Source organism: Cupriavidus sp. 30B13 (genome assembly GCF_049059565.2).
Taxonomy (GTDB): Bacteria; Pseudomonadota; Gammaproteobacteria; order Burkholderiales; family Burkholderiaceae; genus Cupriavidus.
In genome coordinates this window covers 2,019,324-2,037,944 of record NZ_CP188223.1, presented here as the reverse complement: position 1 = coordinate 2,037,944, position 18,621 = coordinate 2,019,324, and the positions used below count along the sequence as shown (strand labels likewise).

Here is an 18,621-nt window from a genome sequence, read left to right as displayed (position 1 = left end):
CGACGCCCGTCGCCGTTCAGGCGGCAAGATGCATGACTGCCCACTGCAATGCGATGGGCACGGCCTGGCCGACGACATCCACCAGCCAGGGCGTGCGCAATCCAGGCCCGCAGTACAGCCGCACCCACAAGCCCGGCAAGCTGCGCGCCGGCATCTCCGCCCGGCCTGGCGCCCCGTCCGCGTAGAACGAAGAATTGACCTGCGAGACGTGGATCACATAGTTGCGCAGGCGCGCCACCATTTTCTTATCTGCCGGGCGGGCATCACGCCAGAAGTCGTCCAGGCAGCCTTGGTAACTGACACCCTCCTTCGCATAGAAACAGCGACCCAGCGCGATGACCGGCACGCCGTGGAAAAGCGCCTGCAGGCCCGCCGTGGAATTGATCGTGACGAGCCCGCTGCAACGTTGCAGAAGCGTCGGCAGATGGGCATCGTGCAGATAGACCACCCGACCCGACACATCCAGACGCCGCGCGCACGCCCGGATCGCCGCGGCATAGTTCGTGTGTCCACGATCCATCGGATGGTGCTTGATAACCAGAACGCAGTCCGCCGGCGCATGCCGGGCAAAGGAAAACAGCGTCGACTCAATGAACGCCTCTATCCTTTGCCACGGGCTGTGGGTCAAGATCTGGCTATCGTTGTGCACTTGCAGTGCCACGATGAAGAATGCGGGACGATGCTTCGCCAGCAGGCCAGCTACGCTCTTGCGTTGCTGCCATCGGTAAAGGGGCTTGCGGATGCCCGCCCGCACCCAGCACCCCAGCTCCCGGAACCCGAATGGTTTGTGGTGCCGGTAGTGCCGGTACCGGTTGCAGCCAAGCATGCCGCCGGCAAAGTACCAGAACGAATACCAAGCCATCAGGGCAAAGCCATGCCGGAAGCTGCGGTACCTGGGTTGTGGCTTGACTGCCGGCATGTCCGCCAGCGATAACGGCGCGATGGGCGAGTTCGCGTTGACACCGCCAAGCTCGAGCGTCACGTAACCGGGCCTGACATAGCCTTCTTCGAAGACCCAGAATGCAATTCCGAGTTCCTGTGCAACCTGCGAGGCCATGCGATGAGGCCGCCGGCAATCGCCGAACACGACGATGGCATCGATGCGCTGCGATATCAGCAGATCGCGCAGGAACGATCGCCAGCTTGTCATCTGGCCCGCAAAGCGCGTGATCCTTCCGTTGCGGTAGAAGAGATCGTCACCGCCGTTGAAGTTGACCTTCCAGACCTGGCGTCCCTCGTCTTCGAGAAAATCGCGCAAACGGGCAAAGAATGGTCCATTCGGACCTTGCAGCAGGAGGATTCGCCGGTACCTTGCCAACTGCCGAAAATCAGACGGTCCCATTTAGAACAGAGGTCTCTTGTGCATTCATGGATATCATCCTGCATGTGTGATCAATCGCTGGCCCGGCACAGGGACCGCTCTAGCGCAACGCATGGATCAATGCCCTGGCCTTCCGATATTGACGTCCCAGCCAGTGGGTGCCAACGCCGACAACGCGTCGCTGATCCGCCGGGCCGAGGTAAGCGAGGACATCCTCCGGCGCACAGCAGCCATGCCCGCCCGGCAGGCGATAGCGCGGGTACAGGCACAGCGCGACAAAGAGAAGTTCTTCGATCGACAAGCGACGTCGCCGGTGCGGCAGCCGCTGCGTATCGATGGTCAAGCCCCATCCCGCATAGAACGGCGCGCCATAGCAATGCACGGGCTTGCCCAGCAGCAAGGCCTCGAACCCGGCCTGGGATGTCATCGTATGTACTTCGTCAGCGAGCGCGATACAGGCGGTGATATTGGCGCCGGCCGCCACCTGGTCAGCGAGTCCCTCAAGCGCGACGTCTTCCATCGCGCCGCGCCGGTTGCCGGCAACCACATCAGGGTGTGGCTTGTAGACAATCCACGCGTCGGGATTGGCTGACCGAACCGCCCGCAGCAAGTCCCTGTTGCGCCGGATCAATGGTGACCCATATTGAATCGATGCGTCATCCTCGACCTGGCCGGGCACCAGCAGCACGCGCCGCGCCGCACTTTCTCGATCGAGGGAAAATGCGCCGCCGATGTTGTATTTGCTGATTCCCTGCCGCAGCAAGATGTCGCGCAGTCCTGCCGCCCGCAACCGCTCCTCATCGCTCACAGGCACGGTTTCCAGCAAACGCTCAAGCTGGCTGGCTGAGGCCGGATCGTAATAGATGCCTGGACCGTCAAGCGCGAGCGACAGTGGGGCGTGCAGGTCGGAGCCTAGTCCCGCGGAACGGATGAAGCCATCTTCGACCCGCAGGAGGGGCACTCCCGCCTCGATAGAGGCCTCCCGCAGCGCTGCATGCTGGCTTCCCCACACCACGATCCTCGCGTTCTCCGCCAGGCCATGCAGATGATGCCTCTCCATCTTCCGCACGAAGACAAGGCGATTCGACGGCATGGCAAGAAAGGGCCGCACGATAGCCCGCTTCCAGGGGCTCATGCCTACGCAATACAATGTCCCCCGGACCTGATCGTTCAGGACCTTGTTGCGCGCAAGCCAGTCGACGACATCGGCGAGCTGCCCCGGCTTACCCGTCACGGGATGGATATAGCGCGTGTATTGCAGATAGGCGGCCGCGAACAATTGCTCGAGCGCGCGCGGTGCCGGCCGGCGCTGGCGCAGGCGGCCGATATCGGGATGGCGATCATCGGTCAGCCCCCAGCCCGCGTACCACGGCATGCCGAAGCAAACCACCGGCTTGCCGAGCAGCAAAGCCTCGAAACCAATCTGCGACGTTACAACGTAGATATGGTCGAACTGTTCGATCAGCGAATGCGGACAGCACTCCTGCTCCAGCCAGCGCACTTGGGCGGACGCCTGTGTTCGACCGAGATTACCGCTCTTGCGGCCCTGGATTACCTCCGGATGCGCTTTGACCCATATCTGCGCCTCCGGGTGATCCGCTTGCGCCGCGGCAAGCATGGCCGCGAAAGTTGCCTCGCCCGCGCCGCCAAGGACAATCGACATATCTCCCGCGGTCTGATCTACCACCAGCACGCGCCTCCTCCCCGATGTGGCGGGCAACTGGATCGCCGGTGCGTGATTGTATTTCGACAGACGATGCCGGCGGATGCAATCCATGGCGCTGCGCGCCTGCGCCATCGTGTGTGCATCCTGACGGGGATACGCAATGAGTTTCTCGAGATCCGACGACCGGCTCGCGTCATAGTAAATGCCCGTGCGATCCATCACCATCGAGAGCGGCCGCTCCAAAGGCCCGGGTCGGATAGAGCGCAGAAAACCATCCTCAAGTGCGATATATGGCAACGCACAGGCTTGTGCCAAAGCGCTCGCCCGTGCAGAGGATGGCCGGCGTCCCCAGCCCGCAATCGCCGAGAGCCCCGCCGGCGGCCGCTGCCAGGCTCGCAACCGTATCGGCTTCTCGCCGAGCAGCACGTCAAGGTTTGGAATGCGCAAGACTCCGCGCGACAAGATTCCGATCACGGCTACCTCTGTCCAGCACTCTGTTCGAAACAGCCTTCACTCTGTCCCCGATCTGGCGATCCGTGGCGGGGCATCGTTGGCCGCATGTGGCGTGCCATCGCGGGCTGACTGGTCCGCATTGGCCTCATTGGCATACTGGCCCAGCATGACCGCGCACTGAACCAAGTCCTCCGGCTTGAATACTTTTGCCGACAACACACCGAACAGCCGTTGGTATGCTGCTTCCCTGCACAAGAGTTGCCGGATCCTGTCGATCTCTCCAATGGCTTGCCACAGGCCGATCAGCTTCAGCACAAGGCCGTCGGGAAGCGGCAAATTCGTAAGCCGCTGGCGATGCGCGTCATATACCGCAAACCAATGAGAAGCCGCCTCCTCGAAATCGCCCGTGGCATACGCAACGTCGGCACAGGCAAGCCGCAGGTCCGTTGCGTCCGGCGCGGCCGCGACCGCTGCCTCGAACGCCGCCCTGGCCGCAGGAAGATTGCCGAGCGCGAGGCTGGCTTCGGCCTCGAGACGCAGAAGACGGCCGTGGTCTTCGACGTCATGTCTGTCCAGAAGCCGCCGCGACCAATCCACCACCAGCGGCCAGTCCTGGGCCAGATGCGCGCACGTGATGAATTCCCCTGCGAGCGCCAGGCTTTCCGACAATGCCGGCGATCCTTGCAGCAAGGCCAGCCCCACGCGCGGTTTGCCATGTTGACGCAGCGCGCGTGCCAGTGTCAGTTGCTCCTCCTCCGACATAGGCTCGCCTAGTAGCGTGCCCATGTCCTCCACTGCCGCTGCCTCCGCATATCCTGCGGACACAAGCAGCCGCTCCCATGCCTCCGCAAGCTTCTTTGGCTCGCCACTATCCATCGCCAGGCGGCACGCCAGTTGCCTAGCTTCCCGCCAATCCGGCCGGATCTTCAGGAGACCCGCGAGCATGCTGGCCGCCTTGTCCTTGCGGCCCAGGCGATAGTAGGCCCAGCCCAATGCCAGCTTCGATTCCTCCGTCGCGTACCTTGTTTGCTGTGCAGGCAGGGTTTCCCACAGCCCCACCGCCTCGTCCCACGCGCGCTTCCGAAGCGCGACATGGACACGGACATGGCGACAGTTCGTGTCCGCGCGCGCGGTGTCTGGCAGGTGCCGCAGTTCTCGCATCGCACGCTGAAGGTTGCCCGAGCGCACATGTGCTTCAATCCGCCTGAGCATCGCTTCGGTCCAGAACCCATGTTCGGGCTTCAGTTCGGAGCAGACGGCGATCCATGCAGCAGCGGCTTCCTCCCAGGCCTGCTTTGCCGACAACAATTCCGCATACTCGATCTTCCATGCGAGCGGGTAGCCGGCCCGCGGACGTTCGCAGGCAAGCGACAACGCTTCGTCGAGCTTGCCGAGTTGCCGCTTGGCGCGGATGAGCTCCAGAGCCGCATCGGGAGAGCGCTTTGCCAACGCTTCCCACCGGCCTTCCGCGAAGGTCCACTTCCTTGCCGCGGAGGCAGCCCTTGCACGTTCCAGCAGGGCAGCTTCGTCGGCATCATGCCCTGGCGCCACTCTGGAGATTCGCTGTACAGCAGCGACGACGCGCGCACAGTTTCCACCATCGCGGTAGCGGAAAAACGCTTCGGCCCGCAGCGCATACGGCGCCGGCATCCTGCCTTCGTCGGCAAGAATGGATTGCATGCTCGCGAGCACCTCCTTCCAGTCCCGGCACACGGGACCGAAGCCGTCATCCCCATAGTGGAAATACCCCTCGTCGGCGATATGCGTTCCGTCGTACAGGCTTTCGGCGTCGAATTGAAAATAGATAACTGCCTTTCTCATCAACGCCATGTCGAACGCGACCGACGAGTAGTCGGTCACCATCACGCAGGCCGCCTCGAACAGAGACTGCATTCCCCCTTCCATGTCATCGCCCAGCACTTCGACATGGGAGGGCAATCCGAACCGCGGCAGATAGGGGCGAATATTAGGGTGGGGATGGAAGATGATGCGATATCCCGCACGCTTGGCCATCTGCCCGAACGCATCGCTGCGCAGCAGTCCACTCCACTCCCGGAAATAATCGGTGGATTCGAAATCAGGATTGAGTCCGCGCGTATTGGTCTTTCCCAGCGCACTACCGACCAGGTTCTTCCGCCAGGTGGGCATCACCAGGATGACGCGTTCGGTCTTTCCGGAGCGGCGAACCAGCTCGTCATGTCTCGGCAAGCCGGTCAGTACTACCTCCCTGGACGAGAACTTGTATCGGGATGGACCAGATATCGACTCTGCCTCGCGCTCCGCACTGGTAACGAAACAATCGATCCGCTTGCCGTTCATCCAGTGCGACAAGTCGTTGTGAATCACACCGTGCTGAAGAAAAGTGAACCTATAGCGCAATATGTCCCGATACCATGTTTCGTGCATGAAGCTGGTCATGTACGCGTCGGCGTGGGACGAAATCAGATGTGCGCAATTCAGAAGCAGCAACCTGTGCCGGAGCCCGCCAAAAGGAATCAGCCGGAAACCCTCGGCCCGTAGCCGCGCCCAATCCGGGGAATTGCGGCGCAGCAGAAAATAGGCATTGATGCCAGGCTCGCGCGACCGGATGTAGCGGTAGAGATGCTCGGCGTTGTCGTCGGCGCGGATATCCCGGTCGGCAAGTGCCCATGCGCCGCCATAGCGGCGCATCACGGCCTCGCGTCCGGCGAGCCATCTCAGCAACTTCGTGAGTCGTGGCAGATTGCCAGCAACCGCCGACCGGCGTTTGTCAAAGATGGCTCTCAACTGAGATATTTCCACGCTTGCCTGCGGCACGCCTCCCACGACGAGCTCGACCTTCTGGATATCGAGCGCCACCGAAAGCTTCCCTGTCTGCGGAACGGCAATCCAGACCAGCCGCTCGAAAGCGAACTCCCTGCCGACGAAAAGATGTACACGCGTGGTAGCGTGCGTCGGTATCACTTCTGCCCCGTCGACAATGAACGCTTCGAAACCTGGCTTTGCCGTGAAGTAGCGAACCTGCAAGAGCTTCTGCTCCGGATCGTAGTCTTCGAAGTAAATGCGCTGGAATCCAAGCGGCGCCTTGCCGAACATGCTCAGCAGACCCACACGATGCAGCCACCACGTGCCGCCAAGCTCGAACTCCATGATGGTGGCGCGATCGATATGCGCGAATATCTGATCCGTGAGGCCCAGGAACCTCGCCTTGCCCGCGTCGTCGAGCACGTTCAAGGTGCCAGGCTTGTCCATCAACTGGCGGAAGTACCAGATCATGTGATAGAGCGCCACACGCTGGGCGTATCCGGGGACTGTACCTTTTACCGCATGCCGTTTCAGCATGTCCAGCACACCATGCTCCAGCACGTCCCCGAACAGCCCCGGCTTCTCCCATGCCGTATCCAAGGTGGACGATCCCGTCGAACGCTTTCTGTAGTAGTACTTCGCGGTCGCAAGGAACACCACTTCCTTGTTGGAGCTGGCTGCCAGATATGTATTGACGAAATGGGCATCCTCGAAATTCGGGCGGATGCGCTCGTCCATGCGCAAAGTCTTGTCTGCCAACAACAGCGCGGCGTCGAAGAAGGCGGAATTGCACGACAGCTGTATGTGCTTGGTCGGTTTGGCGTAATCGACCACCGCGGTGCCCTTGCTGAAGCGATATTTCAAGGGGTGTGTATCCGAAAACGTCTTCTTGTCCTCGTGGTAGAAAATGAAACGGCTTGAGATCAGGGCCGGCTTGCCCTGCATCGACGCGAGGTGTTTCTCGACAGCGGCGAAGTAGCCAGCGTCGACGAAATCGTCCGGATCGATAAACGTCACCCAGCTTCCACGAACCCACTCCAACCCCAAATTGCGAGCAGTGGCCTGCCCGCCGTTGTCCTTGCAGATATACCGGATATTGGCGGGATACTTGCGCTGCCAACGTCGGATGATCTGCGCCGAACGGTCGGTGGAGCCATCGTCAACCATGATCAGTTCGATATGCCTGCCGAAATCAAGCGACTGCGCGGTCATGCTGGAGAAAAAATCATCCAGATAGGCGTCGACGTTGTAGACCGCTGCCACCACCGAATAGAGGCGTTCGCCTTTGACCGACCCAGCCCTGGCTCTCGGTTCACTGGACCGGGTCAGACGAGCGCGCTGCTTCTCCAGCATGTCGCGAAAGAACAAGCCAGGTTCATTCAGAAGCTTTCGCATCTTCCTGCCCAGACGAGACTTGGCGCGTCGCGCGTTTCCCTGTCTTTGAGATGCGGTGGTTACCGTAGACGTCTTTTTTGCCGTTGTCATTTTTGGATTCATTACGATGTGGGTTGAATGCACCAGGATTGCCGACTCGCCCTGAGGGGAACGTCCACAGGAGGCAACATCGACCGGCTCTCTCCGGCATGGGTGAATGCGCATGCCGGAGAGAGCCGGCGCCGCGCCTCAACACATGCCTAGCACGTACTTCAGTCGATCAGTCCATTTGCTCAGCCTGTCGATATGGCCCGGTCGCGTGTCGAAGAGCACCAGATAGTCCTGCGCGGATACACCCTGCTCCCGGCAACATTCCAGGAACTCGTCCACCAGAAACTCCCGGCGGTACGTTTCGCTGGCAGCGGTACCGATGCACGCCCGCAACTTGCGCTGCAACCGGGCCGCGTTCTTAGCCCGCGCGTGGTAATAGTCGTCAACCGGCTTGTCATGGTAGAGATGCAGCACCACCCGTTTCTCCAACAACCGTGGCAAGCTGAGGCGTCCCAGATACTTGCGAAAGCCCACGGCCAGCAAGGGAGCCCGAAAACTCTTGTTCTCGAGCAAGTCCTCGGTACGGGGCACCAGACCGTGGTGCATGGCCAGGCGCAGCATGAAATCGAAATCCTCATAGCCGTGCCCCTGGAATTCCTCGTCGAAGCCACCTAGATCCCGGTAGTCCTGCGTTCGCATCGCCAGCACCGACGATGGGCTGGCCATGTGCTGGAAATATCGGCGCCGGAACGAGAAATAGCCGTCGAGTATCGTGTCCGGCGTTTCGCGCCCGGCTCGCAAACGCTGGCTTGCCCATTTGGTGAGATAGAGGCAAGGCAGAATCACCAGCCTTTCCTCCTGCGACTCCAGCAAGCGGCTGCTCTCTGTCAGCAGCGTCGGATCGGGGTGCAGGTCAGCGTCCAGCAGTACGAGCATTTCTGTGTCCACCTTCTCGACCGCGCGGTTACGAAGGCGCGCGTTGTTTACCGCGCCGCCATAGAACATGTGCGAAACCAGCGTGACATGCGGAAATCTGGACAGCACATCGACCAACGTCCGGTCGTGCCGGCTGCCGCGGTCGTTATGGGCAATCACCATCTTCAATTGGCTCATGCCCGGGAAACTGACCTGATCCACCATTCTCCGCAACAACTCGGCCGGCCTGCGCAGCAGATCGACGGGAACCACCGCAGTCAGGCGAGCATCGATATGCCTCTTGTTTTGCATACCCCTCACAACCCCAGCACAACCTTGGCCGAAATCGCCAACTGATAAAGAATCTGGAACACATCCTTGGCAAACTGCCGCGTCTTCATGTCCACCCTGGGCAGCACCAGGATCTCGTCGCCGGAGCGCACCTGCGTGCCCCACTTGCTTTCCGAAAAACTGCCGTCGCGGTGGGCAACGATCACGCGCGCGCTGTCGGCGTTCTGCGAGTAGCCGCCGGCCTGGCGGATGTAGTCGGCCACGCTCATGCTGGCGTCGAAGGCAACGGCGTTGGGGAACAGGACTTCGCCGTTGACGATGACGAGCCCGTCCTTGACCGGCACGCGCAGGATGTCGCCGTTTTCCAGCAGCAGCTGGTCGCGCGCGCCGGACCTGGCGATCAGGGTCTGGCCGGTGGGTTCGATCTTGCGGGCGCGCTCTACCCATTGCAGGACGAGCGCGGCTTCTTCCTTGCGCAGCTGGGCTTCGTCGGCGGTGCCGGAGCGGGCGGTGAGCACGCTGGATTCGAGGCTGCGCAGCGCGGTGCCGAGCAGCACTTTCTGGCGGGCTTTGACGCTGAGGCGGTAGAGCTGGATGCTGTCGGCGTCGGACTGCGGGGTGAACGCGACCTGGCCGAGCAGCTCGCCCAGGCGGCTGCCGTAGGGCAGCACGAATTCCTGCGGGCCGGCGTGTTCGCCTTCCACGCGCACGGTGATGGTGCCGGGGCGCTTGTCGGCGGTGAATTCGATTTCGTCGCCGTCGTGCAGGATGATTTCCCGGTCCTGGGAGATCGGGAAGTATTCGACATTGCGAATGGAGCCGGTGTTGCGCACCACGCGCACGTTGGTGGCCTGCGGCAGCGGCCTGGCCAGGCGGGCGATCTGGTCGAGCCGGGCTTGCTCGCCCTGGAATTCGAAGCGCCTGGCGTTCTCTGCGAGGCCGCCGACCTTGACCGTGCGCTTGCGCGGCTGGACGAAGATCACGTCGCCGTTGTTGAGCTGGCGGGTGGCGAGCTCGCCCTTGAGCAGGAAGTCGTAGAGGTTGACCACGGCGAGAGTCTGGGTGCCGCGCTTGATGGCCACGTCGAGGAAGGAGCCGCGCTCGGGGTCGATGCCGCCGGCCTGGTCGAGATAGCGCAGCACGCTGTCGCTGGAGGTGCCGTTGTACATGCCGGGCCGGTAGACGGCGCCGGTGACGTACACGCGCACCGGCTGCGCGGCGAGCAGGCTGGCGTAGATGGAGACGCGGCCGGCGAACACGCGGCGCAGCGCGGCGGTGACGGCGGCCTGCAGGTCGGCGTTGGCGATGCCCTGCACGTGGAACGGGCCGGCCTCGGGCAGCAGGATGTTGCCGCCGGCGTCCACCGCGAGCACGGTGTCGAGGTTGTAGCCGTTCCACATGCGCAGCTGGATGCGGTCGCCCACGGAGATGACGTGGCTGGGATTGAAGACCGATGCGCTCTCGCGGCTGAAGGCGCCGGTGAACAGCTGCGCGCCGAAGGCGTCGCTGGCCAGGTTGGCGCCGTAGTCGGCGTTCTGCGGCGCGCTGTCGGGCACGGGCTGGGCGGGGCGTGCCGGCACGGTGGGGACGGCGGCCATGCCGGTGGCGCCCGGCGGCGGCAGGCCGCCCTGCGCGGCCAGGGCGGCGTAGTCGGGTTCGCCGTTGATGCGCGCGTCGGCGCGGGCGCCGGCCTGTGCCCGCGCGCCTGGCATCGCGGCGCTCATGGCGCACAGGAGGACGAGGAAAATACGAAGCATGACTAGTCCCTGTGATCGCGGATGATGGCGCCGAGCAGCTGGAGCACGCCGGCGAGCATCAGCGCCGCCAGCACGAATACGACGATGTTGTAGAGGCGGCGCGGCTGCAGCGGATATTCGGGCAGCGTCGGGCTCTGCACCACGGCGACGTTCTTGAGCTTGCGCGTGGCTTCCATGCGGGCCTTCTCCAGCACGCTCAGCGCGGTCTTGTAGAGGTCTTCGCTGAAGCCGGCCGCGGCCTGCAGGCGTTCGTGCTCTTCCACCACCTGGTTGAGCGCCTTGCTCTTCGACGAGGTCATGCGCGCGCGCTGCGCGCCGATCTGCGCCTGCACGGCGGCGATCTGCGCGTCGAGCTGCTGGATGGCGGGCGACTGCGGCGTGTAGACGTCCTTGAGCGCGGCACGCCTGACGCGCAGGTCGGCCAGTTCCGACTCGGCGCCGGCCACCACGCTGGACAGGCTCTCCACGTCGCCGCGCGGCGACACCAGCCCGTTGGCGTTCTGGTAGGCCAGCAGGGCCTGGCGGTCGGCCTTCATGCGCTCGCCCTGCGTGCGCACCTGGTTCTCGATGTAGACCACCTGTTCGCCGGCGACGCGGTGCGTGAGGTCGTTGATGAAGCGCTCGCCCTCGGCCACCAGCAGGCGCGTGACCGCCTGCGCCATGGCCGGCGTGTAGGCCTGCGCGCGCACCACCAGGGTGTGGGAGAAATCGTCGTATTCCACGCTTACCCGCCGCAGGTAGTAATCGTGGAAACGCTCGAGCGAAGCATCGGCCGGCCACAGGCGCGACAAGGCGTCGCGCCGCGGATCGCTGTAGTGGGCCTTGAGCGCGAGCCGGGCGTCGAGCTTGCCGAGCATGTCGACGGAAAGCAGGTATTCGCGCAGCAGCAGCAAGTCCTGCGGCGCCGCGTTGGCGCCCAGCAGCGACGAATAGAAGTCCGTGGCGCTGGCGCCCACCGCGTCGCTGCGCTCGACCACCACCTTGGCTTCCGAGACATAGCGGTCGGAGGCGATCACGCTCCAGTAGACGATGGCCAGCACGGATGCGCCGATGGCGATGCGCCACAGCCGGCCGCATTGCCTGAATTGCCTGAACAGCTTGTTCACCTTGTCATGCTCTTCTTGTATGCCTCGATGGCCCGGTCGACGCTGTCGAAGCGGTGTGCCTGGCCCTCGTGCAGCCAGACCGCGGATTCGCAGAAGCTGCGCAGGGTCGATTCGCTGTGCGACACCATCACCAGGCCAGAGCGCCCGGCGAGGTCCTGGAAAGCCTTGCGGGACTTGGCGTTGAAGGCGGCGTCGCCGACCGCGGTCAGTTCGTCGACCAGGTACATGTCGAACTCGAAGGCGATCGACAGCGCGAAGGCCAGCCGCGAGCGCATGCCCGACGAGTAGGTCCTGACCGGCGCGTCGAACGCCGCGCCCAGCTCGGCGAAGTCCTGGATGAAGGCGAGCTTGTCGTCCAGCGCCGCCTGCGCGCCGTGGATGCGGCAGACGAACTTGGCGTTCTGCCGCCCGCTCAGCGATCCCTGGAAGCCGCCGGACAGGCCGAGCGGCCATGACACGCGGCAGCGCCGCACCACTTCGCCGCGGTTGGGCGTGTCGGTGCCGCCGATCAGGCGCAGCAGCGTGGACTTGCCCGCGCCATTGCGGCCGATCAGCGCGACCCGGCTCGATGCGGGAATCTCGAGCGACACGTCGCGCAGCACCCAGCCGTCCGCGGGCGCGCCGCGATAGCGCTTGTGCAGGCCTGCGATCCTGATCATTGCGCCACCAGCCGCGTGGCGAAGCGGCGCTGCAATGCGAGCCCGAACAGCACGCTACCCAGCGCCCATGCCGCGAGATAGGACAGGCTGGCACAGGCCTGCCCGCGGTAGGCCGAGAAGAAGCCGCCGCGCATGGCTTCGAGCCCGTGCAGGATCGGGTTGAGCAGCAGCCAGTCGCGCGCCGGGCGCGGCACGCTGGCGATCGGGTACATCACGGCCGAGATGAAGTACAGCGGCGCGAAGAGCAGGCTGACGACGCGGCCGAGCTCGGGCACCAGCGTGCCCAGCACGGCAAGGCTCAAGGCCAGCCCCACGCCCAGCAGCCACAGCAGCGCCGCGGCCAGCAGCACCTGCAGCGGGTCGCGCGGCCACACGTCCACGCCGGCCAGGCCGCAGGCGGCCAGCAGCACGGCGAACACCAGGCCGTAGAGCAGGCCTTCGAGCGCGGCGCGCACCAGCACCGCATCCACCGGCCGCACCTGCCGGTACGCGAACAGCGCGCCGTTGGCCTTGATCGCCTCGGCGCCGCGGCTCGCGACGTTGCGCACCAGGAAAAAGCCGACGATGCCGACCAGGATGAACAGGCTGGCGGCGATGCCCGGGATCAGCACATGGCGCACCGCGCCGAACAGCAGCATCAGGAAGCCGATATGGATGGCCGGCTCCAGCAGCAACCACAGCCAGGCACCGCGCTCGGTGGCCAGGCGCGCATTGGCTTCACGCAGGAACAGTGCGCGCCATACCGAGGCGGCGACGGAAAAGCGGGTGCGGACTACGTTTGCGGGCATGCTCGATCAAGACAATGACCAGCGACCGCATGCGCGGTACGAGGGTCGGGGGAGCTTGCTGGACAGATGGCGCTCGGGCGCGCTAGCCTGCGCCGCGCGGGGGCGCGCGGCGGGAAATGCAGGGGCACGCGGCCGGCAGGCCGGGCGCCCGTGGACTTCACCGGCTAAGACAACACGGCTGCGGGACGCGGGGCATCGCATGCCCGGCTCGCTTGCCGCTACCTTCCAGAATCACGCCGCGGCAAACACGCCGCGGCAACGGAAGAAATAGTACTTGACCGAACCTTGCTTAGGCATCAGACGCTTCCCAAGCATATACAGCAAGTTTCTGTTGGCGGGCGCAATCGGTCTGATGCCGGGCACGGCCACCGCGCGGTGCGTGGCCGGCGCGGCGCTACCGGAGGGCGCGGGGTACCGGCGCGCGGATCAGGCTTTTCCGGCGCGATGGCACGATACGTCCTGCGCGATACGTCTTGTGCAGTACGCCCTGCGCGCTGGACTAGGCCAGCGGGAACCGCAGCGCAAAGCGCACGCGTCCGGGCGCCGGGCAGCTGGCCTCGGCATCGCCGCCGTGGAGCACCATGATGGCCTTGACGATGGCCAGCCCGAGCCCGTTGGATTCGGCTACCTGGCTGCGCGCCGCGTCGCTGCGGTAGAAGCGGTCGAACAGGCGGCCCAGTTGCTCCGGCGGGATGGCTTCGCCCTGGTTCTCCACCGACACGACGGTGCTGCCGGCCTCGCGCGCGCCGCACAGGCGTATCACGCTGCCCGGCGCGCCGTAGCGCACCGCGTTGACCACGAGGTTGTTGATGGCGCGGCGGCACAACAGCGGGTTCGCCCACAACTCGCCGTCCGCCGCGACTTCGAAGCGCATGCCTTTTTCGTCGGCGGGCCCTTCGAAATACTCCGCGATCTTGTTGAGCTCGGCCGGCAGCGCCACCGCGGCATGCTCGATGGTCAGCCGGTCGTGGTCGGCCTGCGCGAGGAACAGGATGTTCTCGGCGATATTGCCGAGGCGGCTGAGCTCTTCGAGGTTGGACTCGAGCAGTTCCTGGTATTCCTCGGGCCGGCGCGGCTGGCTCAGCGCGACCTGCGTCTGCCCGATCAGCGCGCCTACCGGCGTGCGGATCTCGTGCGCGAGGTCGGCGGAAAACTGGGAAAGCCGCTCGTAGCCCTCGCCAAGGCGGTCGAGCATGGCGTTGAACGCGCGCACGAGGGCGTGCAGCTCGGCCGGCGCGCCTGCCTCGTCGAGGCGCACGGCGAGGCTGGCCGGGCTGATCTCCGCGGCCCGCGCGGCGATGCTGCCCACCGGCCCCAGCCCGCGCCGGATGGCGATGAAGGCCAGCACCGTGGCCGCCAGCATGCCCACCAGCGTGCCCAGCAGCACGCGGTCCCGGTACGCGGCCAGCATCTGGCGCTCGTTGCGCAGCGGATGCCCGGCGATCACCTCGACCACGCTGCCGTCTTCGCTCGAACGCGCGCGCGCCGCGGCCCAGTGCACCGGCACGCCGTCGCTCAGCTGCGTGCGCAGGATGCTGGCGTCGGTCAGCTCGGTATTGTCGCCCGCCGTGCGCGCGGCGAGTGCCGGCGGCACCTGGATCCCGTCGGGGTTGACGTGGATGAACGGCGGCTCGCCCGGCTTGCGGAAGATCAGCACGTCGCGCTCGGCGCCGAGCATGGTCTCGAACAGCAGCGGGCGGTTCTTGAGTTCTGCGACCGTATAGACGTCGCTGGCCAGCCGGCGGAAATGCGTCACGCGCCCGATCAGCTGGGTGTCCGCGCGCGACTCCATCGAGGTCTTCACCGACCGGTAGAAATACGCGCCCAGCGCGCCGATCACCACGCAGGCGATCAGCGCCAGCGAAAACGTGGTGCGTGCCGTGAGCGACCACGGACGCGCGTGCTTGCCTGTCATGCGCCCTCGCCGAAGGTATAGCCGATGCTGCGCACGGTATGGATCAGCTTCTTGTCGAAGGGCTGGTCGACCTTGGCGCGCAGGCGCTTGATGGCCACGTCCACCACGTTGGTGTCGCTATCGAAGTTCATGTCCCAGACCTCGGCGGCGATCAGCGTGCGCGACAGCGCCTCGCCCTGGCGCTTGACCAGCAGGTGCAGCAGCAGGAATTCCTTGTTGGTCAGCGCGATCTCGATGCCCTGGCGCGTGACCTTGCGGCGCAGGACGTCGAGCTTGAGGTCGGCGAACTCGAACAGTTCGGCCTCGCGCACCACGCCGCGGCGCAGCAGCGTGCGGATGCGCAGCACCAGCTCGACGAACGAGAACGGCTTGACCAGGTAGTCGTCGGCGCCGAGCTCGAGCCCGTGGATGCGGTCGTTGACATGGTCGCGCGCGGTCAGGAAGATCACCGGCAGGTCGCGCCGCGCGCGCAGGGTGCGCATGATCTCCCAGCCGTCGATGCCGGGCAGCATGACGTCGAGCACGACCAGGTCGTAGGCATGCTCGAGCGCCATGTGCAGGCCGTCGGTGCCGGTGCGCGCGAGGTCCACGGCATAGCCGCTCTCGCGCAGTCCCTTGCGCAGGTAGTCGCCGGTCTTGGGATCGTCTTCGATGACGAGGATGCTCATGATGCCCTGCTCGGTTCAGCGTTCGTGCTGTCATTCTAGCCAGCCGCGCGCGACAATTCGTGACATTTTTGTCACCAAAAAGTCACCCGCGCGACCGCGCCCGCACCCTACCCTGCATCCAGTTTCCACCCCTTCCGGAGCTGCAGGATGACAACCGTTTCGAGCAAGTTCATGCGTACCCTACTGGCCGCCGCCATGCTGGCCGGCGCGGCGATCGCCGGCACCCCGGCGGCATTGGCCCAGGCGGCCCCGGCCGGCGCCCCCGCCAGCGCGCCCACTGGCGTGCGCGGCACCGTGACCGCCTTCTCCGGCGACGCGCTGAAGGTGCGCACGCGCTCGGGCCAGGAACTCGACGTGACGCTGGCCAAGGACGCCGCGGTGCGCGCCGTGACGCTGGCCAAGGCCGACGAGATCAAGGCCGGCAGCTATATCGGCTCGGCCGCCATCCCGCAGGCCGACGGTTCGCTCAAGGCGCTGGAAGTGCACGTGTTCCCGCCCAGCATGCGCGGCACCGGCGAAGGCCACCGCGCCTGGGACCTGGGCAAGAACAGCAGCATGACCAACGGCACCGTGGGCAGCGTGGTGGTCAGCAACGGCCGCACCATCACCGTGAAGTACCCCGAGGGCGAAAAGCGCATCGTGATCCCGGCCGACGTGCCCATCGTCAACCTCGAACCGGGCGACCGCTCGCTGCTGGTGCCCGGCGCGCACGTGGTGCTGTTCGCCAGCAAGGCCGCCGACGGCGCGCTGACGGCGCGCTTCATCTCCGCCGGCAAGAACGGCGTCGTGCCCCCGATGTAAGGCGCCGGGCCATGCTCAAGCCAACCTCCGCCGTGGTCCACCCGCTGGCCGTGCGCGCCACGCACTGGGTCAATGCCTTCGCCATGGTCTGCATGGTGATGAGCGGCTGGGCCATCTACAACGCCTCGCCGCTGTTCGCCTTCCGCTTTCCGGCCTGGGCCACGGTGGGAGGCTGGCTGGGCGGCTCGATCGCCTGGCATTTCGCCGCGATGTGGCTGCTGTGCGCCAACGCCCTGCTCTATCTCGGCTATGGCCTGGCCACGCGGCATTTCCGCCGGCACTTCCTGCCGCTGAGCGCGCGCGCCGCGCTGCGCGACGCGGGCCTGGCGCTGCGCCTGCGCCTGCCGCACCGGCCCGGCGCCTACAACGCGGTGCAGCGGCTGATGTACGTGGCGGTGCTGCTGCTGGGCGTGCTGGTGGTGGCCTCGGGCCTGGCGGTGTGGAAGCCGGTCCAGCTCTGGTGGCTGGCGGACCTGTTCGGCGGCTTCGATACCGCGCGCCGCGTGCACTTCTTCGCCATGTCCGGCATCGTCGCCTTCGTGGCCGTGCACCTGGCGCTGGTCATCGCCGTGCCGTCCACGCTGTTGCCGATGTTTACCGGCCGCGCGCGACGCGGCCGTCATGGAGAAGCCGAAGCATGAGCGAGCCGTCCGGCAAGACGCCAGTCGGGCGGGCCCATCCCGCCAGTTCCGCCGATGCTGCCAGTCCCGCCGATCGCGCGGGCCAGCCGCGCGAGGCCGGCGTCATCGCCACGCCGGCGCGGCCTCGCCTCAGCGCGGCGGATTTCAAGCCGCAGCTGGCGCGGTTGCAGCGGCGCATGTTCCTGCGCTCGTCGCTCTCGCTCGGCGCGGTCTCCATGCTGGCCGGGTGCACGCTGCAGGACGGCGACACCGTGGACAAGGTGCTGTGGTCCATGTCGCGCTGGAACGACCGCGTGCAGGCCTGGCTGTTCAGCGGCGCGCGGCTGGCGCCCACCTATGCGCGCAGCCAGATCACGCAGCCTTTCCCGTTCAACGCCTTCTACCAGGAGTTCGACGTGCCCGAGGTGGACGGCAGCGACTACCGGCTGGAGGTCTCCGGCCTGGTCGCCGACAAGCGCAGCTGGAGCCTGGCGCAATTGCGCGCGCTGCCGCAGGCGGACCAGATCACGCGCCATATCTGCATCGAGGGCTGGAGCGCCGTGGGCGAATGGCGCGGCGTGCCGCTGCGCACGTTCCTGCAGCGCATCGGCGCGGACACCACGGCGCGCTACGTCGGCTTCAAGTGCGCGGACCGCTATTACTCCAGCCTCGACATGGCGACCGCGCTGCACCCGCAGACCATGCTGGCGCTGGACTTCGGCAGCGAACCGCTGCCGCCCAAGTACGGCTATCCGCTCAAGCTGCGCGTGCCGACCAAGCTCGGCTTCAAGAATCCCAAGCATATCGCCGCGCTGTTCGTGACCAACGAGAATCCCGGCGGCTATTGGGAAGACCAGGGCTACAACTGGTTCAGCGGCCTCTAGCGGCCGGCGTCCCGGCGCGCAGGTGGCTGCCCCGGGGACCACGCCGGGGGAATTCCGCCCGATTTTCCGTCGCAAGTGCCGCCGGCGACGCGCCGGATGCGGCCTAACGCACGCATTTCCCGCCAAACGCATGTCGTTGCCGCCAACGGAGCATTCCCAGCGCGGCCGCTCGTGGGTAAGATCGCAAGCATCCCCGCCCGCATCCTCCCGCGCGGGCCCCGTACCGGACGAGCGAGAACATGGCTTCACGCAGCGTACCGCGGCAACTCTGGCACCTGACCTCGGAAGGCTGGGGCTACTGCGCGCTCGGCACGTTCACCTGCGACGGCCTGCCGCCGGAATGGCGCGCGGTGCTGCCCATGCTGCCGCTGCGCGACCGCTACTCGCCGGTGAAGGCCGCGCGCATGGTGCTGGTGACCATGCAGCTGCGCGGCGCGGCGCCCGAGGCCGCGCACCGCTCCGATCCGCAGCGGCCTTTGTATTACGTTTACCAGGCGTGGAGTGCGGCGGCCGGATGACGGGGAAACGGGCCGGCTTGCGGGCCGGCTTGCGGGCCGGTCTGGCTGCT

14 protein-coding genes are annotated in these 18,621 nt (G+C 65.5%); 4 read left to right on the top strand and 10 right to left on the bottom strand.

Annotation, left to right across the window (positions count from 1 at the left end):
• Positions 1-16: 16 nt before the first annotated feature.
• The 10 genes from ACKI2N_RS09340 to ACKI2N_RS09295 form a co-directional block, all read right to left on the bottom strand.
• Entirely contained in the window at positions 17-1,342 is a 1,326-nt protein-coding gene (locus ACKI2N_RS09340; protein ID WP_420994150.1) for a capsule biosynthesis protein, read from the bottom strand.
• 79 nt (positions 1,343-1,421) lie between these two features.
• Entirely contained in the window at positions 1,422-3,461 is a 2,040-nt protein-coding gene (locus tag ACKI2N_RS09335; protein ID WP_420994149.1) for a capsular polysaccharide biosynthesis protein, read from the bottom strand.
• Between the two features lie 36 nt (positions 3,462-3,497).
• Complete coding sequence (locus ACKI2N_RS09330) at positions 3,498-7,619, bottom strand: CDP-glycerol glycerophosphotransferase family protein (RefSeq protein WP_420994148.1); 4,122 nt, start codon at positions 7,617-7,619, stop codon at positions 3,498-3,500.
• Between the two features lie 228 nt (positions 7,620-7,847).
• A complete protein-coding gene (locus ACKI2N_RS09325) occupies positions 7,848-8,876 on the bottom strand; it encodes a galactosyltransferase-related protein (protein WP_420994147.1) in 1,029 nt (342 codons plus the stop codon).
• 5 nt (positions 8,877-8,881) lie between these two features.
• Positions 8,882-10,612: an SLBB domain-containing protein gene (locus ACKI2N_RS09320; RefSeq protein ID WP_420994146.1), complete on the bottom strand. Its 1,731-nt coding sequence runs from the start codon at positions 10,610-10,612 to the stop codon at positions 8,882-8,884.
• Between the two features lie 2 nt (positions 10,613-10,614).
• Entirely contained in the window at positions 10,615-11,718 is a 1,104-nt protein-coding gene (locus ACKI2N_RS09315) for a chain-length determining protein (protein WP_420994145.1), read from the bottom strand.
• Complete coding sequence (locus ACKI2N_RS09310; RefSeq protein WP_420994144.1) at positions 11,715-12,377, bottom strand: ABC transporter ATP-binding protein; 663 nt, start codon at positions 12,375-12,377, stop codon at positions 11,715-11,717. The genes ACKI2N_RS09315 and ACKI2N_RS09310 overlap by 4 nt, the downstream gene beginning before the upstream one ends.
• Positions 12,374-13,165 (bottom strand): ABC transporter permease, encoded by a 792-nt coding sequence (locus tag ACKI2N_RS09305; protein WP_420994143.1) that lies wholly within the window; start codon positions 13,163-13,165, stop codon positions 12,374-12,376. The genes ACKI2N_RS09310 and ACKI2N_RS09305 overlap by 4 nt, the downstream gene beginning before the upstream one ends.
• Before the next feature lie 499 nt (positions 13,166-13,664).
• Positions 13,665-15,080: a heavy metal sensor histidine kinase gene (locus tag ACKI2N_RS09300; protein WP_420994142.1), complete on the bottom strand. Its 1,416-nt coding sequence runs from the start codon at positions 15,078-15,080 to the stop codon at positions 13,665-13,667.
• On the bottom strand, positions 15,077-15,748 hold the full coding sequence (locus tag ACKI2N_RS09295; RefSeq protein WP_420994141.1) for a heavy metal response regulator transcription factor: 672 nt from the start codon (positions 15,746-15,748) through the stop codon (positions 15,077-15,079). The genes ACKI2N_RS09300 and ACKI2N_RS09295 overlap by 4 nt, the downstream gene beginning before the upstream one ends.
• Before the next feature lie 147 nt (positions 15,749-15,895).
• Between ACKI2N_RS09295 and ACKI2N_RS09290 the strand changes: the two genes are divergently transcribed.
• From ACKI2N_RS09290 to ACKI2N_RS09275, 4 genes are all read left to right on the top strand, one after another.
• Entirely contained in the window at positions 15,896-16,549 is a 654-nt protein-coding gene (locus tag ACKI2N_RS09290) for a hypothetical protein (protein WP_420994140.1), read from the top strand.
• 11 nt (positions 16,550-16,560) lie between these two features.
• Positions 16,561-17,190 carry a cytochrome b/b6 domain-containing protein gene (locus ACKI2N_RS09285; RefSeq protein ID WP_420994139.1) on the top strand — a complete coding sequence of 210 codons (630 nt, stop codon included), beginning with the start codon at positions 16,561-16,563 and terminating at the stop codon, positions 17,188-17,190.
• Entirely contained in the window at positions 17,187-18,053 is an 867-nt protein-coding gene (locus ACKI2N_RS09280) for a molybdopterin-dependent oxidoreductase (protein WP_420994138.1), read from the top strand. Before ACKI2N_RS09285 ends, ACKI2N_RS09280 begins: the two co-directional genes overlap by 4 nt.
• Positions 18,054-18,292: 239 nt before the next feature.
• Positions 18,293-18,571 carry a hypothetical protein gene (locus tag ACKI2N_RS09275; RefSeq protein ID WP_420994137.1) on the top strand — a complete coding sequence of 93 codons (279 nt, stop codon included), beginning with the start codon at positions 18,293-18,295 and terminating at the stop codon, positions 18,569-18,571.
• Positions 18,572-18,621: the final 50 nt, after the last annotated feature.

What these genes read in the sequence shown, in the direction of transcription:
- ACKI2N_RS09320 (WP_420994146.1), bottom strand. Translation starts at nt 10,612, where the DNA reads ATGCTTCGTATTTTCCTCGTCCTCCTGTGCGCCATGAGCGCCGCGATG.
- ACKI2N_RS09295 (WP_420994141.1), bottom strand. Translation starts at nt 15,748, where the DNA reads ATGAGCATCCTCGTCATCGAAGACGATCCCAAGACCGGCGACTACCTG.
- ACKI2N_RS09300 (WP_420994142.1), bottom strand. Translation starts at nt 15,080, where the DNA reads ATGACAGGCAAGCACGCGCGTCCGTGGTCGCTCACGGCACGCACCACG.
- ACKI2N_RS09275 (WP_420994137.1), top strand. Translation starts at nt 18,293, where the DNA reads ATGGCTTCACGCAGCGTACCGCGGCAACTCTGGCACCTGACCTCGGAA.
- ACKI2N_RS09305 (WP_420994143.1), bottom strand. Translation starts at nt 13,165, where the DNA reads ATGCCCGCAAACGTAGTCCGCACCCGCTTTTCCGTCGCCGCCTCGGTA.
- ACKI2N_RS09330 (WP_420994148.1), bottom strand. Translation starts at nt 7,619, where the DNA reads ATGCGAAAGCTTCTGAATGAACCTGGCTTGTTCTTTCGCGACATGCTG.
- ACKI2N_RS09285 (WP_420994139.1), top strand. Translation starts at nt 16,561, where the DNA reads ATGCTCAAGCCAACCTCCGCCGTGGTCCACCCGCTGGCCGTGCGCGCC.
- ACKI2N_RS09290 (WP_420994140.1), top strand. Translation starts at nt 15,896, where the DNA reads ATGACAACCGTTTCGAGCAAGTTCATGCGTACCCTACTGGCCGCCGCC.
- ACKI2N_RS09340 (WP_420994150.1), bottom strand. Translation starts at nt 1,342, where the DNA reads ATGGGACCGTCTGATTTTCGGCAGTTGGCAAGGTACCGGCGAATCCTC.
- ACKI2N_RS09280 (WP_420994138.1), top strand. Translation starts at nt 17,187, where the DNA reads ATGAGCGAGCCGTCCGGCAAGACGCCAGTCGGGCGGGCCCATCCCGCC.
- ACKI2N_RS09310 (WP_420994144.1), bottom strand. Translation starts at nt 12,377, where the DNA reads ATGATCAGGATCGCAGGCCTGCACAAGCGCTATCGCGGCGCGCCCGCG.
- ACKI2N_RS09325 (WP_420994147.1), bottom strand. Translation starts at nt 8,876, where the DNA reads ATGCAAAACAAGAGGCATATCGATGCTCGCCTGACTGCGGTGGTTCCC.